Origin of the sequence: Serratia sp. CY27727, from assembly GCF_052169275.1 — a bacterium.
GTDB lineage: Bacteria > Pseudomonadota > Gammaproteobacteria > Enterobacterales > Enterobacteriaceae > Serratia > Serratia sarumanii.
In genome coordinates this window covers 636,306-651,939 of record NZ_JBJNLB010000001.1, presented here as the reverse complement: position 1 = coordinate 651,939, position 15,634 = coordinate 636,306, and the positions used below count along the sequence as shown (strand labels likewise).

The 15,634-nt window shown below is 63.6% G+C and carries 16 protein-coding genes and 1 other annotated feature; of the genes, 6 read left to right on the top strand and 10 right to left on the bottom strand.

From position 1 onward, the window contains the following. Positions 1 to 2: 2 nt before the first annotated feature. From hisH to hisL, 6 genes are all read right to left on the bottom strand, one after another. Entirely contained in the window at positions 3 to 593 is a 591-nt protein-coding gene (hisH, locus tag ACJ8HB_RS03305) for an imidazole glycerol phosphate synthase subunit HisH (RefSeq protein WP_033637766.1), read from the bottom strand. Further along, positions 593 to 1,660, bottom strand: a complete 1,068-nt coding sequence (gene hisB / locus ACJ8HB_RS03300; RefSeq protein ID WP_047568452.1) for a bifunctional histidinol-phosphatase/imidazoleglycerol-phosphate dehydratase HisB — start codon at positions 1,658 to 1,660, stop codon at positions 593 to 595. Before hisB ends, hisH begins: the two co-directional genes overlap by 1 nt. Further along, entirely contained in the window at positions 1,657 to 2,745 is a 1,089-nt protein-coding gene (gene hisC, locus ACJ8HB_RS03295; protein WP_041034253.1) for a histidinol-phosphate transaminase, read from the bottom strand. Before hisC ends, hisB begins: the two co-directional genes overlap by 4 nt. Continuing rightward, entirely contained in the window at positions 2,742 to 4,049 is a 1,308-nt protein-coding gene (gene hisD / locus ACJ8HB_RS03290; protein WP_047568450.1) for a histidinol dehydrogenase, read from the bottom strand. Before hisD ends, hisC begins: the two co-directional genes overlap by 4 nt. Positions 4,050 to 4,053: 4 nt before the next feature. Continuing rightward, positions 4,054 to 4,953 carry an ATP phosphoribosyltransferase gene (gene hisG, locus ACJ8HB_RS03285; RefSeq protein ID WP_033637770.1) on the bottom strand — a complete coding sequence of 300 codons (900 nt, stop codon included), beginning with the start codon at positions 4,951 to 4,953 and terminating at the stop codon, positions 4,054 to 4,056. A gap of 69 nt (positions 4,954 to 5,022) precedes the next feature. Then, positions 5,023 to 5,149: a sequence feature (His leader region), on the bottom strand. Further along, positions 5,125 to 5,172, bottom strand: a complete 48-nt coding sequence (gene hisL, locus ACJ8HB_RS03280) for a his operon leader peptide (RefSeq protein WP_100396937.1) — start codon at positions 5,170 to 5,172, stop codon at positions 5,125 to 5,127. It overlaps the preceding feature by 25 nt. A gap of 229 nt (positions 5,173 to 5,401) precedes the next feature. Here hisL and ACJ8HB_RS03275 point away from each other — a divergent pair, with 229 nt between their 5' ends. Then, a complete protein-coding gene (locus tag ACJ8HB_RS03275) occupies positions 5,402 to 6,226 on the top strand; it encodes an SDR family oxidoreductase (RefSeq protein WP_033654614.1) in 825 nt (274 codons plus the stop codon). A 15-nt stretch (positions 6,227 to 6,241) separates the two neighbouring features. On the opposite strand, the gene ACJ8HB_RS03270 is transcribed toward ACJ8HB_RS03275, so the two are convergent. Then, on the bottom strand, positions 6,242 to 7,126 hold the full coding sequence (locus tag ACJ8HB_RS03270; RefSeq protein WP_033637772.1) for a LysR family transcriptional regulator: 885 nt from the start codon (positions 7,124 to 7,126) through the stop codon (positions 6,242 to 6,244). A gap of 137 nt (positions 7,127 to 7,263) precedes the next feature. Here ACJ8HB_RS03270 and ACJ8HB_RS03265 point away from each other — a divergent pair, with 137 nt between their 5' ends. Next, positions 7,264 to 8,454: an MFS transporter gene (locus ACJ8HB_RS03265; protein WP_094859712.1), complete on the top strand. Its 1,191-nt coding sequence runs from the start codon at positions 7,264 to 7,266 to the stop codon at positions 8,452 to 8,454. Here the strand turns inward: ACJ8HB_RS03265 and ACJ8HB_RS03260 are convergent. Further along, positions 8,445 to 9,350, bottom strand: a complete 906-nt coding sequence (locus ACJ8HB_RS03260; protein ID WP_094859713.1) for a LysR family transcriptional regulator — start codon at positions 9,348 to 9,350, stop codon at positions 8,445 to 8,447. The two genes, ACJ8HB_RS03265 and ACJ8HB_RS03260, sit on opposite strands and share 10 nt — an antisense overlap. Before the next feature lie 249 nt (positions 9,351 to 9,599). Between ACJ8HB_RS03260 and speB the strand changes: the two genes are divergently transcribed. From speB to ACJ8HB_RS03245, 3 genes are all read left to right on the top strand, one after another. Continuing rightward, the gene (gene speB, locus ACJ8HB_RS03255) at positions 9,600 to 10,532 is read left to right on the top strand and encodes an agmatinase (protein ID WP_060387490.1); all 933 of its coding nucleotides are present in this window, start codon (positions 9,600 to 9,602) and stop codon (positions 10,530 to 10,532) included. Between the two features lie 76 nt (positions 10,533 to 10,608). Then, positions 10,609 to 11,994 (top strand): sodium:solute symporter, encoded by a 1,386-nt coding sequence (locus ACJ8HB_RS03250; protein ID WP_033646725.1) that lies wholly within the window; start codon positions 10,609 to 10,611, stop codon positions 11,992 to 11,994. Positions 11,995 to 12,093: 99 nt separating this feature from the next. Beyond that, entirely contained in the window at positions 12,094 to 12,906 is an 813-nt protein-coding gene (locus tag ACJ8HB_RS03245) for a nitrilase family protein (RefSeq protein WP_239505021.1), read from the top strand. A gap of 62 nt (positions 12,907 to 12,968) precedes the next feature. Here ACJ8HB_RS03245 and corA read toward each other — a convergent pair whose 3' ends face one another. Then, complete coding sequence (corA, locus tag ACJ8HB_RS03240; protein WP_033637778.1) at positions 12,969 to 13,952, bottom strand: magnesium/cobalt transporter CorA; 984 nt, start codon at positions 13,950 to 13,952, stop codon at positions 12,969 to 12,971. A 19-nt stretch (positions 13,953 to 13,971) separates the two neighbouring features. Continuing rightward, a complete protein-coding gene (locus ACJ8HB_RS03235) occupies positions 13,972 to 14,391 on the bottom strand; it encodes a GNAT family N-acetyltransferase (RefSeq protein WP_033654621.1) in 420 nt (139 codons plus the stop codon). Positions 14,392 to 14,522: 131 nt separating this feature from the next. Here ACJ8HB_RS03235 and ACJ8HB_RS03230 point away from each other — a divergent pair, with 131 nt between their 5' ends. Continuing rightward, positions 14,523 to 15,623 carry a PQQ-dependent sugar dehydrogenase gene (locus tag ACJ8HB_RS03230; RefSeq protein ID WP_047568439.1) on the top strand — a complete coding sequence of 367 codons (1,101 nt, stop codon included), beginning with the start codon at positions 14,523 to 14,525 and terminating at the stop codon, positions 15,621 to 15,623. Positions 15,624 to 15,634: the final 11 nt, after the last annotated feature.

The window sequence follows — 15,634 nt, the reverse complement described above, 5'->3', positions numbered from 1 at the left end:
GCCTACATCTCCAGAAAGTTTTTCAACAGTTGTGCGCCGGCCGCTCCAGAACGTTCTGGATGAAACTGCACGCCGAAGAAGTTGTCTTTTTGCACGGCGGCGGTGAAGGGCTCGCCGTAGTTCGCCTGGGCGATGGTGCTGGGGCATATCGGCATCGCATAGCTGTGAACGAAATAGAAGTAGGCGCCGTCATCGATGCCGCGGAACAGATGGTGGCCCGCCTGCGCGGACACCTGGTTCCAGCCCATGTGCGGCAGCGGCAGGCCAAAGTCGGTCATCTGCTTGACCGGCGTATCGATGAGGCCGAGCGTGGTCACGCCGCCGTTCTCTTCGCTGCTGGCCGCCAGCAGCTGCATGCCGAGGCAGATGCCCAGCACCGGCTGCGTGCAGGCCTTGATCAGCTCGATGAGATCCCGTTCGCGCAGTTGATCCATCGCCGCCTGCGCGGTGCCGACGCCCGGCAGGAACAGCTTGTCGGCGCGCAGCACGATCTCCGGATCGCGGCTCACCTCCGGCTGGTAACCCAGGCGCCGCACCGCGTAGGTGACGGAGGCCAGGTTGGCGCAGCCGGTATCCAAAATCACCACGTTCATCACAGCACTCCTTTCGAGCTCGGCAGGGTATTGCCCTCGACGCGGATCGCCTGGCGCAGCGTGCGGCCAAACACTTTGAACAGGCTCTCGACCCGGTGGTGGTCGTTTTTGCCCTTGGTCTTCAGGTGCAGCGTGCAGCCCATGGTGTAAGAGAGCGAACGGAAGAAGTGCTCGACCATTTCGGTGCTGAGATCGCCGACGCGCTGATAGTTGAACTCGGCCTTGTATTCCAGGTGCGGGCGGCCGGAAATATCCAGCGCGCAGCGCGCCAGGCACTCGTCCATCGGCAGCACGAAGCCGAAGCGGGCGATGCCGCGCTTGTCGCCAAGCGCCTTGTTCAGCGCTTCACCCAGCGCCAGACCGGTGTCTTCCACCGTGTGGTGATCGTCGATATACAGATCGCCTTTGACGTCGATCTCCATGCGGAAGCCGCCGTGGGTGGCGATCTGATCCAGCATGTGATCGAAGAAGCCGACGCCGGTTTTGATCTTGCTGCCGCCTTCGCGATCCAGCCAGACGTTGACGTCGATCTGCGTCTCTTTGGTCACGCGGTTAACCCGCGCGTGGCGGTCGCGCAGGGTCAGCTGGCGCACGATCTCTTTCCAGCCCAGCACGCCGTGCTGGTAGCGCAGCCCCTGGATGCCCATGTTTTCCGCCAGCTGCACGTCGGTCGGCCGATCGCCGATCACGTAGCTGTGGGCGGCATTCAGCACGCCGGGTTCGAGGTAGCCCTTCACCAGCGCGGTTTTCGGTTTGCGGCAGTCGCAGTTGTCCGCCGGCAGGTGCGGGCAGATCAGCACATCGGCGAACTGAATGCCCTGCGAGCTGAGGATCTGCATCATCAGGTTGTGCGGCGGATCGAAGGTTTCCTGCGGGAAACTGGCGGTGCCGAGCCCATCCTGATTGGTGATCATCACCAGCTGATACCCCGCCTGTTGCAGCGCCAGCAGGGAAGGGATCACGTCCGGCTCGAGCGCCAGCTTGTCCAGGCGGTCAACCTGGAAATCTTCCGGTGGCTCGGCGATCAGCGTGCCGTCACGATCGATAAAGAGGATTTTTTGGCTCACATTGGCTCCTGGCGAGTCTGGTTGGCGCCGGGCAGGGCGGACAAGGCGTCCACCACGCGTTGACATTCGTCGCGGGTGCCTATGGTGATGCGCAGGCAGCCGGACAACCCGGGCTGTTTGTTTTGGTCTCGTAAGATAATGCCCTGATCCCACAAGCTTTTAAACACATTACTTGAGGCGGTGAAGCGGGCCAGCAGGTAATTGCTGTCGCTGGCGAAAACCTGCTCGACGCAGGCGCATTTTTCCAGCTGTTGCTGCAGCCAGCTGCGGGTGGCGGCGATGTCGGTGACGCGCTGACGCATGGTGCGGATACCTTCTTCGCTCAGCGCCTGCGCGGCGATATCCGCCACCGGCGTCGAGAGCGGGTAAGGCGCGATCACCTTCAGTAGCAGGGCGATCAGATCTTCGTTGGCGAGCGTAAAGCCGCAGCGCAGGCCGGCCAGCGCAAAGGCCTTCGACAGCGTGCGCAGGATAGCCAGATGCGGATAGTCGCTCAGCCACCCGGCCACCGAGGCCTGCGGGCAAAACTCGATATAGGCTTCGTCCACCGCGACGATCGCCTTGCCTTTGGCCAGCTCCAGCAGGTTGCGCAGCGAGTCCGGGTCGATCAGGTTGCCGGTCGGGTTGTTCGGGCTGCAGACGTAGATCAGCTTCACGTTGTCCATGCTGTCTGCGATGGCCGGCAGATCCAGCTGCCAGTCCTCTTTGGCGGCCACGGTGCGGCGCTCCACGCCGAAGGTTTCGGCGCTGACGGCGTACATGCCGTAGGTCGGCGGGCAGAACAGAATGGCGTCTTTGCCCGGCTCGCAGAAGGCGCGGATCAGCAGTTCGATGCCTTCATCGGCGCCGCGGCTGACCAGCACCTGCTCTTTCTTCACCCCGGCGTAGGCGGCGTAGCGTTCGATTACCTGCGCCGGCTGGCACTCCGGATAGCGGTTGAAGGTTTGCGCGGTCAGCTGGAACTCGGGCGCGATCGGGTATTCGTTGGCGTTCAGCCACACGTCGCCCTTACCGCCGAGGCGGCGCGCCGATTGATAAGGGGTCAGCTCGCGAACGTTGGCGCGCGCCAGTTTTTCGATGCTCATGCTTGCTCCTTCAGGGCGGCGACGCGCAGGGTCACGGCGTTCTTGTGGGCGATCAGCTGCTCGGCGGCGGCCAGCGTCTCGATGGTGGCGGCCAGGTTGCTGAAGCCCTGCGGCGTCAGCTCCTGCACCGTCATGCGTTTTTGAAAATCGGCCAGCCCCAGGCTGGAGCAGGTGGCGGTGTAGCCGTAGGTCGGCAGCACGTGGTTGGTGCCGGAGGCGTAATCGCCGGCGGACTCCGGCGACCAGTCGCCGAGGAACACCGAACCGGCGCTGGTGATGTCGTCTACCAGCTCGCGCGCATTGCGGGTCTGAATGATCAGGTGCTCCGGGCCGTAGCGGTTGCTGATGGCCACGCACTCTGGCAGATCGCGCGCCACGATCAGGCGGCTGCTCGCCAGCGCCTGGCGGGCGGTCTCGGCGCGCGGCAACTCGGCCAGCTGGCTTTCCACCGCTTCGGCCACCGCCTGCGCCATCGCCGCGTCCGGCGTCAGCAGGATCACCTGCGAATCCGGGCCGTGTTCGGCCTGCGACAGCAGATCGGAAGCGACGAACGCCGGGGTGGCGCCGGCGTCGGCGATCACCAGCACCTCCGAAGGCCCGGCCGGCATGTCGATAGCCGCGCCGTCGAGACGCTGGCTGACCTGCCGCTTGGCTTCGGTCACGAAGGCGTTGCCCGGCCCGAAGATTTTCGCCACGCGCGGTACGCTTTCGGTGCCGAACGCCAGGGCGGCGATCGCCTGCGCGCCCCCGACCTGAAACACTTCCTGCACGCCGCACAGCTGTGCCGCATACAGGATCTCATCGGCGATCGGCGGCGGCGAGCACAGCACCACCCGGCGGCAACCGGCGATGCGCGCCGGCGTCGCCAGCATCAGCACGGTGGAGAACAGCGGCGCCGACCCACCGGGAATATACAGGCCCACCGAGTCGATTGGGCGGGTCACCTGCTGGCAGCGCACGCCCGGCTGCGTTTCGACGTCCACCGGCGGCAGTCGCTGCGCGTTGTGGAAGGTGTCCACGTTGGCGACGGCCACCGCCATCGCCTGTTTGATGTCATCGCCCAGTCGCGCGCAGGCGGCGGCGATCTGCTCGGCGCTGACGCGCAGCGCGGCGACTTCCGCCTTGTCGAAGCGGGCGCTGTAGTCGCGCAGCGCCCGATCGCCGTTGGCCTTCACGTTGTCGAGGATCTCGCTCACCGTGCGGGTGATGCTGTCGGAAGCGGCGATTGCCGGGCGCATCAGCAGCTCGGCCTGGCGTTCGGCGCTGCACGTTGCCCAATCGATCGGCGTGTTGAAGGTCGACATGGCGTTACTCCATCATCTTTTCAATCGGCAGCACCAGAATCGAGCTGGCGCCGAGCGCTTTCAGTTTTTCCATGGTTTCCCAGAACAGGGTTTCGCTGCTCACCATGTGCATCGCCACGCGGTTCTGCGCGCCGGCCAGTGGCAGAATGGTCGGGCGTTCGGCGCCCGGCAGCAGCGCGACGATCTCGTCCAGCTTCTCGCTCGGCGCGTGCAGCATGATGTATTTGGATTCGCGCGCCTGGATCACGCCCTGAATGCGGGTCATCAGGCGGTCGATCAGCTGCTGTTTGGCTTCCGGCATTTCGCCGTCGCGCTGGATCAGGCAGGCCTTGGAGCGGTAGATCACCTCCACCTCGCGCAGGCCGTTGGCCTCCAGCGTGGCGCCGGTAGAGACCAGATCGCAGATGGCGTCGGCCAGGCCGGCGCGCGGCGCCACTTCCACCGAACCGTTCAGCAGGCAAGATTTGAAGCGCACGCCCTGCTTGTCGAGGTATTGCTTCAGCAGGTGCGGGTAAGAGGTAGCGATGCGGGCGTCCTGCAGGCTTTGCGGGCCGGCGTATTCGGCGTCGAGCGGGGTGGCCAGCGACAGGCGGCAGCCGCCGAAATCGAGGCGGCGCAGGGTGAAGTAACGCGGGTCTTCGCCCTGAGCGCGGCGGCTGAGCAACTCTTCTTCCAGCACGTTTTCGCCGATGATGCCCAGATCGACCACGCCGTCCATCACCAGGCCCGGAATGTCGTCGTCGCGCACGCGCAGGATATCGATCGGCATGTTTTCCGCGAAGGCGATCAGGCGCTGCTGCTGCAGGTTGATCTTGATGCCGCAGCGCGCCAGCAGTTCCTGGGATTCCTCGCTCAGGCGGCCCGACTTCTGCATTGCGATCCGTAAACGTGTCTTGTCCAGCATGGTAACCTCTGTTTAATCTGTAATTTTATGAATTTGTTGTAAAAATATTCTTTCTGTCTGTCCGAAGCCAAAAAAAAACCCTCGGAAGAAATCTTCCGAGGGCTCTCTCTTGCGTTCTGCGCGCCACTGGAAGATTAACAAACCGTCTTCCAGCACTCATCGCCTGAAAGACTAGTCAGGGTGATGGTGATGATGGTGGTTGAACTGAACGCGTGTCATGGTGTTTTTCTCTAATCAAAAGCCGGTAAAAACCGTATGCCAATTAAGCTAAACTATCCGCTGTCCACCGCGCAACCCTTTTTTAACGTCATAAATTTAATTTATTGAAACAGGTTAGGTTATTAGCCACACACGGCTTTACCTAACCTTAAGCCGGGCAGATTGTATCGCCGTGCACAGTGGCGTAGCCTTAGGGGTAGGGCGCTGCGATCTTCAGGAGAGGAAGAGGATGAAAAAGGTAGCCATTATTGGTTTGGGTTGGCTGGGCATGCCGTTGGCGCTGTCGCTGATGGGGCGCGGGTATGACGTGGTCGGCAGCAAAACCACGCCGGACGGCGTCGAGGCCGCGCGCATGAGCGGCATCGAATGCTATCAACTGGAGCTGACGCCGGAGCTGGAGTGCGATCCGGACGATCTGGAATCGCTGCTGCGCGTGGATGCGCTGGTGGTGACGCTGCCCGCACGGCGCACCGTCGAAGGCAGCGAGAACTATTTCAATGCGGTGCGCATGCTGGTGGACAGCGCGATGGCCTTCGGCGTGCCGCGGGTGATCTTTACCAGTTCCACCTCGGTGTACGGCGAAACCGCCGGCACGCTGCGCGAAGAGTCGCCGCTGCGGCCGGTCTCGCCGTCGGGCCGGGTGCTGGCCGAGCTGGAGCGCTGGCTGCATGAATTGCCGAATACCTCAGTGGACATTCTGCGGCTGGCGGGGCTGGTGGGCGCCGACCGCCACCCCGGCCGCTTCCTGGCGGGCAAACTCGACGTGAAGGGCGGTTCGCAGGGGGTGAATCTGGTGCATCAGGACGACGTCATCGCCGCCATCCAACTGCTGCTGAAGCTGCCGAAGGGCGGCCATGTGTACAATCTGTGCGCGCCGCATCATCCGGCCAAACGCGAATTTTATCCGGCGCTGGCCGAGCAGCTGCACCTGGAGCCGCCGCAGTTCGCCGACGAAGCGGAGCAGGATGAGCGGCTGGTGGACGGCAACCGCATCTGCAACGAGCTGGGTTTTGAGTATCAGTATCCCGATCCGGCGCGCATGCCGGTCAGTTAAGGCAGCCTACGTCGTTTAAAGCGGGAAAAGGTGGCTCGTCACAAAGTCGACGAACAGCCTGATTTTGACTGACAGGTGGCGGCCCGACGGCCAGAGGACATGAAAAACCATGTTCTCGCGGTCGTATTCATCCAGGACCGTCACCAGGCTGCCCTGTTCCAGCTGTCTGCGCACGGCGATTTCCGGCAAATAAGCGATGCCGAGCCCTTGCTCCGCGAAGCACACCTGCGGATCGAGAGTATTTGTCACCATGCTGGCCGGCCGTTCGGGGATCATCTCCGTCTTGTCTCCCAGCGGCCAGACATCCAGTTTGCCGGTGCTGGGAAAGCGATAATGCAAACGGGCATGGCTTGTCAGATCCTCGGGCTTGCTCGGCATACCCGCTTTGCTGAAATAACCCGGCGCGCCAACGAAAACCTTGCGGCAGGTACCCAGCCGGCGGGCAACCAGCCGTGAGTCGCTCGGGGTTCCGCTGCGGATAACGGCATCGAAACCTTCCTCAATCACGTCAACCAGCCGATCCGAATAATCAATATCCAGCTCGATCTCAGGATAGCGGCGTTTGAAGTCCCCCAGTTTTGGCATGAAAAGCGTGCCCAGCGACGGCAGACTGATGCGCAGCTTGCCCTGGGGCGTTCCCCGCGTTTGCAACAGTTCGGCTTCCGCCTCTTTCACCTCGCTCAAAATGCGTCGGCACCTTTCCAGGAACAAGGCCCCTTCCGGCGTCAGGTTGACCGTGCGGGTGGAGCGGTGAAACAGCCGCACGCTGAGCCGTTCCTCCAGCCGGGCGATGGTTTTGCTGACCGCTGACGCGGAGATCCCCAACTGTTGCCCGGCCGCCGTGAAACTGCGGCTTTCGCTGACCCGCACGAAAACGTCGAGAGAACCCAAGCTTTCCATAGGCTTCCATTCTATTGATGACTTTTTTGTCATGAGTGTTATTCACTTTAGCCTGTTTTTCTTTTATCGGCGAGTGGGCAGCATGATGCAAACGTCATCCGCAATGGGCGGAAACATCTTTGAATGGGGAGTGATTGATGAATCAAACGACGATATCTGCGCCTGCCGGGAGCAGCGAGCGGTTGCCGCTGGGGGGCCTGCTGGCGTTGGCGATGGCCACTTTTATCACGCTGCTGACCGAGATCATGCCGGCGGGCGTGCTTTCTTCGATCGCGGGCGATTTGAACGTATCTGAAAGTCTGGCGGGGCAGTTCATCACCGCCTATGCGGTGGGGGCGTTGGTCGCCGCTATTCCGCTCACCGCATTGACGCAAGGCATGCGGCGCCGCCCCTTGCTCTTGAGTGCGATCGGCGGTTTTGCCATCGTTAACCTCGTCACGGCGCTGTCGCATGATTACCACGTCTCATTGGCGACGCGTTTCTTCGCCGGCGTTTTCGGCGGCATCGTTTGGTCCTTGCTGGCCGGTTACGCCGTGCGCATGTCACCGGCCCATCTTGGCGGCCGTGCTATTGCGATCTCCGGCGCCGGCGCCACCCTGGCGCTGGTGCTCGGCGTACCGCTCGGCACGTTGCTTGGCCGAGCCATCGGCTGGCAGGGCGCCTTTGGCCTGATGACGTTGATGGCGCTGATGCTCGTGGTGTGGATCATCGCCATCGTGCCGGATTTCCCCGGCCAGGCTAAGGCGCATCGCCCGTCTCTGAGCGGCGTATTCTTGCAATGCGGGATCCGCGCCGTGCTGTTCGTGGTGTTCACCTTCATCGTTGCCCACAACATTCTGTATATCTACCTGGAGCCTTTCCTCACGCCGTCGGGGTTATCCGAGCGGGTCGATATCGTGCTGTTTATCTTCGGGCTGGGCGCGATTGCAGGATTGGGCGTCGCCGGGATGCTGGTCGATCGACGAGTCCAATCTCTTACGGTGATGAGCATCGTCATCTTTGCCCTCGCCGCCGTGCTGCTGGGAAGTGGGGGGCGGATAGCCCCGATGGTGTATCTCGCGGTCGCATTGTGGGGCGCGGCTTTCGGCGGTTTTGCCACCCTCACGCAGACGGCATTGTCACGCCTTTCCGGCCGTGCGGGCGACGTGGCACAGTCCATGTATACCACGGGCTGGAATACCGCCGTGGCCGCCGGTGGCGCGATCGGCGGCATGCTGCTCGACAGGGGCGGGGCGGCCTCTTTTGCCTGGGCCATTATCGGGCTTCTCATCCTGTCTTTAACCGGCACGCTGTTTGCCATGAATCGGGCGCTGGCCTCTCAGCGATGAGGCGATTGGCGTGCGGCGCGCGCCAAATCCTCCAGCAGCGCGTTCAACGCCTCGTCGGGCTGGACGGGGCGGCTGACCAGGCTAAGCGTGGCGCGGTAAGAGAGCGCCGTGCCGCCCAGCTGCCGCAGCAGCCCCTGTTCCACCCAGCGCGCCGCGTAGTGGGTGGGCAGATAGCCGAGACAGGTGCCGCTCAGCACCAGATGGGCGACGCTTTCCATATGGTGGGCCACCGCCGCCAGGTGAGGCGGCGCGATCGGGCACAACTGCTGCGCCAGCAGGTAGCCGCGCTTGACCCAGCGCGCGTTTTCAATCTGCTCGCGCTCCGGTTCTTCCACCGTGAACAGCGGGTGATCCGCGCTGCAGTAGATCGCCTGCGTCTCCTCCAGCCACGGCTGATAACGCAACGCCTCCAACTGCTGGCCAAAGTAGCCGATGCCCAGATCGAGCTGCCGGTGCAGCAGCCCTTGCTCAATCTCGTTCGGCGAACAGATGCGGCACTGCAATTGCACGTCCTGGTGGCGGCGCTGGAAATGTTTGATGGCCTGGCTGAACGGATTGCCCGGCAGCGAAACCAGATTATCCACCAGACCGATCTGCAGATCGCCGGTCAGCAGGCCGTTCAGCGACTGGCTGACCCGGGTGAAGTCGCGGGCGGCGTTGAACAGCGAGCGGCAGGCGATCAGCATGCGTTCGCCCTTGGGCGTCAGCCGGAAGCCGGAGCGTCCGCGCTGGCACAGGCGAAAACCCAGCCGGGTTTCCAGCGAGGCCAAGTGAGTGCTGATGGTGGACTGGTTCATCAGCAGCGCTTCCTGCGCGGCGCTGACACCCTGAGCTTCCGCCACCGCGACGAATACCCGCAGCAGTTTCAGATCGATATCGCTTAGGTTGGTGAGCATCGTCCCCTCCGCAGAACGTCGGCCGGTTAACCCATTTTTAACATCGAGAAAATAGGTGCGGCGCTGAAGATATGGCCTCCCTTATGGCATGAAGTTGAAATAAAAATCAATACTTCAATAGGTTAGTTACATCGCGTTTTTCGATGTTTACATGCAAAAGCGGGAATGGTAGCCGGGGTGGCCAGCGGGGTAGTCTGCGAATGTTGCTCAAATGTTTCAATTCATCGCAAATCAAGACAAGGAAACGCCATGCTGAACCAACCCCAAAGCGGTAACGATATGCCGCGCTTTGCCGGTATCCCCACCATGATGCGCCTGCCCGCCGCCGAACAGGCGCGCGGTCTGGACGCCGCCTTTGTCGGCATTCCGCTGGATATCGGCACCTCCAACCGCAGCGGCACCCGCTATGGCCCGCGCCAGATCCGCCAGGAATCGGTGATGATCCGCCCCTACAACATGGGCACCGGCTCCGCCCCGTTCGAACGGCTGCAGGTGGCCGATCTGGGGGATGTCGCCATCAACCCTTACAGCCTGGCGGATAGCGTGCAGCGCATCGAGGCGGCTTACCACGAGATCCTGGCGCACGGCTGCATGCCGTTGACGCTCGGCGGCGACCACACGCTGACGCTGCCGGTGCTGCGCGCCGTCGCCCGTCGACATGGCCCGGTCGGGCTGATCCACGTCGATGCACATTCCGACACCAACGAAGAGATGTTCGGCGAACAGCTGGCGCACGGCACCACCTTCCGCCGCGCGTTCGAGGAAGGGTTGCTGGCGCCGGAAAAAGTGGTGCAGATCGGCCTGCGCGGCAGCGGCTATGCGGCGGACGATTTCGACTGGTCGCGCCGTCAGGGCTTTCGCGTGGTGCCGGCCGAGGCCTGCTGGCACCGATCGCTGACGCCGCTGATGGCGGAGATCCGCGAACAGATGGGCGATGCGCCGGTTTACCTCAGCTTCGATATCGACGGGCTGGATCCGGCCTTCGCGCCGGGCACCGGCACGCCGGAGGTCGGCGGACTGTCGGTCTGGCAGGGGCTGGAGATCGTGCGCGGCTGCCACGGGCTGAACCTGGTGGGCGGCGATGTGGTGGAAGTGTCGCCGCCTTACGATCGCTCCGGCAACACGGCGCTGCTGGCGGCCAACCTGCTGTTTGAAATGTTGTGCGTGCTGCCGGCCCGCTGAGGCGGCGCACTGACCCTACCGGCGGAGCGGTTGCGTCGGGGCCCCTGATAACAATAACAACTGAGTGGAGGTACCCATGAATCTCGATCTGCTGGTCGTGGTGTTTTACTTTCTGGTGATAGGCGCGGTGGGGTGGATGGGCATTCGCCGCGCCAATTCCAAAGAGGCGTATCTGGTCGCCGGGCGCAACCTGGGGCCGGGGCTGTATCTGGGCACGCTGTCGGCGGTGGTGCTCGGCGGCGCGTCGACCATCGGCAGCGTCAAGCTCGGCTACACCTACGGCATCTCCGGCGTCTGGCTGTGTGGCGCGCTGGGGCTGGGCATCGTGGTGTTGAGCCTGGTGCTGGCCAAGCCGCTGCTCAAGCTGAAGCTGTATACCGTCAGCCAGGTGTTGTCGCGGCGCTATCATCCGGCGGCGCGGGTTACCAGCGGCGCGATCATGCTGGCGTATGATCTGATGGTGGCGGTGACTTCGATCATCGCCATCGGCAGCGTGATGCAGGTGATGTTTGGCCTGTCGTTCAGCGCGTCTATCCTGCTCGGCGGCGGGCTGGTGGTGCTGTATTCGACGCTGGGGGGCATGTGGTCGCTGACGCTGACCGACATCATTCAGTTCATCATCATGACCGTCGGCATGATGCTGGTGCTGATGCCGATGAGCATCGTCAAGGCCGGCGGCTGGGAGGCGTTCACCAGCCTGCTGCCCGCCGGTTACTACCAGCTGTCGTCGATCGGGCTTGACACCATTCTGGTATTTTTCCTGATCTATTTCTTCGGCATTCTGATCGGCCAGGACATCTGGCAGCGGGTATTTACCGCCCGCAGCGCCAACGTGGCGCGCTTCGCCGGGCTGGGGGCGGGCGTCTACTGCGTGCTGTACGGCGTGACCGGCGCGCTGATCGGCATGGCCGGCAAGATCGTGCTGCCGTCGCTCAGCAACACCGACGGCGCCTTCGCCGCTATCGCGCAGGCGGTGTTGCCGGTCGGCGTCAGCGGGCTGGTGGCCGCCGCGGCGTTGGCGGCGCTGATGTCCACCGCCAGCGCCTGCCTGCTGGCCTCTTCCACCATCGCGCTGGAGGACGTATTGCCGGCCATCCGGCGCAAACCTTCCGGCGGGTTGGCCGCCGGGCGCTTCACCACGCTCCTCATGGGCGCGGTCATGCTGGGGCTGGCATTCGTGGTGCGCGACGTGCTGGCGGCGCTGACCCTGGCTTACAACCTGCTGGTGGGCGGCATGCTGATCCCGCTGGTGGGGGCGATCTTCTGGCCGCGCGCCACCAGCGCCGGCGCCATCGCCAGCATGCTGACCGGCAGCCTGTGCGTGGTGGGGCTGATGGTCTGGCACGGCATCGACGCCAACAGCCCAATCTACGGCGGCCTGCTGGGCGGCGGCGTCGCCTTCGTGCTGGGCAGCCTGTTGAGCCGCCCGGCAGCGCAGCTGCAGACCCAAACCGAGCGCTGAAACGCACTGAGCTTTTATCGCGGCGCCTTTGCTGCTTTACTGGAGGGCGGGGCGCACGGCTCCCGAATGGGTTTAACGGCGGTCGTAAGGAGATTGGGAGTGAAGGAAAAAATCAAAGTCGCATGCTGCCAGTTAGCGTTGCGGGTCGGGGAAACGGAACATAATCGGGCGCTGTCCGCCCAGGCGATCCGCCGGGCGGCGCAGCGCGGCGCCAACGTTATCGTGCTGCCGGAGTTGGTGAACAGCGGCTACGTGCTGCGCGATAAGGCGGAGGTGCGGGCGTTGGCCGAGGCTGAAGACGGGCCTAGCCTCAGCCTGTGGGGAGCCCTGGCGCGCGAGTTGGATGTGGCGATCGTCGCCGGTTTCTGCGAGCGCCTGCCCGATGGCGAGGTGGCCAACAGCGCGGCATTGATCGATGCGCAGGGGGTGAGGGCGATTTATCGCAAAGCGCACCTGTGGCACGAAGAGAGCACCATCTTTACCGCCGGCGATCGGCCGCCGCCGGTCGTCGAGACCCGCTTTGGCCGGTTGGCGGTGATGATCTGTTACGATCTCGAATTCCCTGAGTGGGTACGGCTGCCGGCGCTGGCCGGCGCTCAGCTGCTGTGCGCGCCGGTCAACTGGCCGCTGGCGCCGCGCCCGCAGGGCGAACGGCCGGCGGAGATGGTGAAGGCGCAGGCCAACGCCGCCGTCAATCGGCTGTTCATCGCGGTGTGCGATCGTTGCGAAACGGAGCGCGGCGTTGCGTGGATCGGCGGCTCGGTGATCGTCGACGCCGACGGCTATCCATTGACGCAGAGCCTGGCAGGCGAAGGCATGGTGCTGGCATCGATGGATATCTGCGCGGCCGATAACAAGCACATCGGCCGCCACAATCACGTGCATCGCGATCGGCGGCCGATGCTGTATTGAAGCGGCGTGGCGGGCCGCTCCGCAGATCGTTTCTCCGGCGGGAAAACCCGCCGTTTTGGCGCTTACAGCCAGCCCGATTTCTTTAGCTTCTGATACAGGAAAATGCAGCCGACGGCGGTCACCCCCAGCGTGGCGTGATAGGCCCACGGGAACTTCAGCTCCGGCATGTCGGCGAAGTTCATGCCGTACAGGCTGAAGATCACCGTCGGGATGGCCAAAATCGCCCCCCAGCCCGCCAGGCGTTTCACCACTTCGTTCTGTTTGACCGTCACCAACGCCAGGTTGACGTGCATGGCGTTGGTCAGCATTTCGCGCATGTCGTCGATATTGCTGACCACCTGATGCGCGTGATCCTGCACATCACGCACATAGGCGCGCAGCTCTTTCGGGATCACCTCTTCGTGCAGGCGGATCAGCTGGTTGCAGATTTCATCCATCGGCAACGCGGCGTTGCGCAGCGCCAACAGGTGGCGGCGCAGGGTATAGACGTTCTCGATCGCCGCCTGATCGAACTCCGACTGAAACATGTTGGCTTCGATATTCTCGATGGTGCTCTCGAAGCGCGTCACCACGCTGCGGTAGTTGTCCACCACGAAGTCCAACACCGAATAGAGGGCGAAGCCTGGCCCGCGGCACATCTGCTTGCGGTTCTCCTCCGCCTTGGCGCGGATCGGCGCGTAGCTGGGCGAGGCGCCGTGGCGCACCGTCACCAGAAAGTTTTTGCCGACGAAGAAATGGGTTTCGCCGTATTCGATTTCGTCGTTCTCGCCCCACTGCGCGGTTTTCACCACGATGAACAGCGAGTCGCCGTAGGTTTCCAGCTTCGGCCGCTGGTGCGCGCACAGCGCGTCTTCGATCGCCAGATCGTGCAGGCCGAACTCTTCCTGCACCTTGCGCATAAACGCCGGCTCCGGCTGCCGCAGCCCCAGCCAGATGAAGGTATCCGGCTGTTTGACCACCTCGCTGATATCGTCGATGGTCACTTCGCCCAGCCGTTGGCCGGCTTTGTACGCCACACAGTTCACCACCATGCTTTTGCTGTCCATCCGTCCATCCGTCCATCCATTAATCAGTCAGAGTTTTGGTGAGAAAATAACACTCATGTTCCACCGGATAATCTTTCAGCGTCATTTGCAGCTGATAGCCGAGCTTTTCGTAGAACGGCCGCGCCTGGAAGCTGAAGGTATCCAGGCGAGCGTAGCGGCAGCCGCGCGCCTGCGCCTCGCGTTCGGCGGCGCGCATCAACCGGCCGCCGAGGCCGCTGCCGCGTTGGGAGTCCGCCACCCACAGCCATTCGACGCTCAGCCAGTTGCCCCAGGTTTCGGCGGTCAGCCCGCCGATCACCGTGCCGGCCTCGTCGCGCGCATAGACGCTGAGCGGCTTGCGGTGACGGGCGTCGATATGCGGCAGGTTGTAAGCGCGCAGGCCTTGCCTGATCGCATCGAGGGTGTGTTCGTCAATCGCGTCGGTAACGGTAATGTCCATGATTCCTCCTGGGTGATGGGTTAACTTAAGCACACTGCGGCTAAAAGGCAACCTGTTGAAATGTAATGCAAACGACCGCGCCCGCTGAGTGGGCTACACTAAACGGGTCATTTCACCCTCAGGAGGACGCCATGCCCCGATTGACTTTGCTGGCCGGTTTGCTGCTGTGCAGCGGCCTGCTGCACGCCGCGCCGACGGTCAGCCAACTGCAGGACGGCCTGGAACACCCGTGGTCGCTGGCCTTTTTGCCGGCGGAACAAGGCCTGCTTATCACCGAGCGGCCCGGCCGGCTGCGGCTGTGGCAGCAGGGCAAAGGCCTGTCGCCGCCGATCGCCGGCGTGCCGCAGGTTTACGCCGAGGGGCAGGGCGGCCTGCTGGAAGTGTTGCCGGCGCCCGACTTCGCCGCCAGCCGCCGGGTGTACCTCAGCTTTGCCGAACCGGGTGACGGCGGCAAAGCCGGCACGGCGGTCGGCTACGGCCGTTTGAGCGACGACGGCGCGCGGCTGGAAAACTTCAAGGTGATCTTCCGCCAGCTGCCCAAGCTGTCGGTCGGCAATCACTTCGGCGGCAAGCTGGCGTTCGACAGGCAGGGCTACCTGTTTATCGCGCTGGGCGAAAACAACCAGCGGCCGACGGCGCAGGAGACCGACAAGCTGCAGGGCAAGCTGGTGCGGCTGACCGCCGAAGGCGCGGTGCCGCCGGACAACCCCTGGGTCGGCCAGGCCGGCAAACGGCCGGAGGTTTGGTCCTACGGCCACCGCAATCCGCAAGGGCTGGCGCTGAACCCGTGGAGCGGCGCGATCTGGGAACACGAGCACGGCCCGCGCGGCGGCGATGAGCTCAACCTCCCGCTGCCGGGTAAAAACTACGGCTGGCCGCTGGCCACCTACGGCATCAACTATTCCGGCCAGCCGATCCCCGAGGCCAAAGGGGAACGGGTGCCCGGCACCGAACAGCCGCTGCACTATTGGCGGGTATCGCCCGGCCTCAGCGGCATGGCGTTTTATGACGGGCAGCGCTTCCCCGCCTGGCGGCACTCGCTGTTCATCGGCGCGCTGGCGCAAAAGGAACTGATTCGCCTGACGCTGGAAGGCGACAAGGTGGTGGCGGAAGAGCGGCTGCTGGGCGATCGCGGCGAGCGCATTCGCGAGGTGCGCAGCGGGCCGGATGGCTATCTGTATCTGCTGACGGACGAGCGGAACGGCAAGCTGCTGAAGGTCGGGGCGTCGTAACGCCCCGCAGC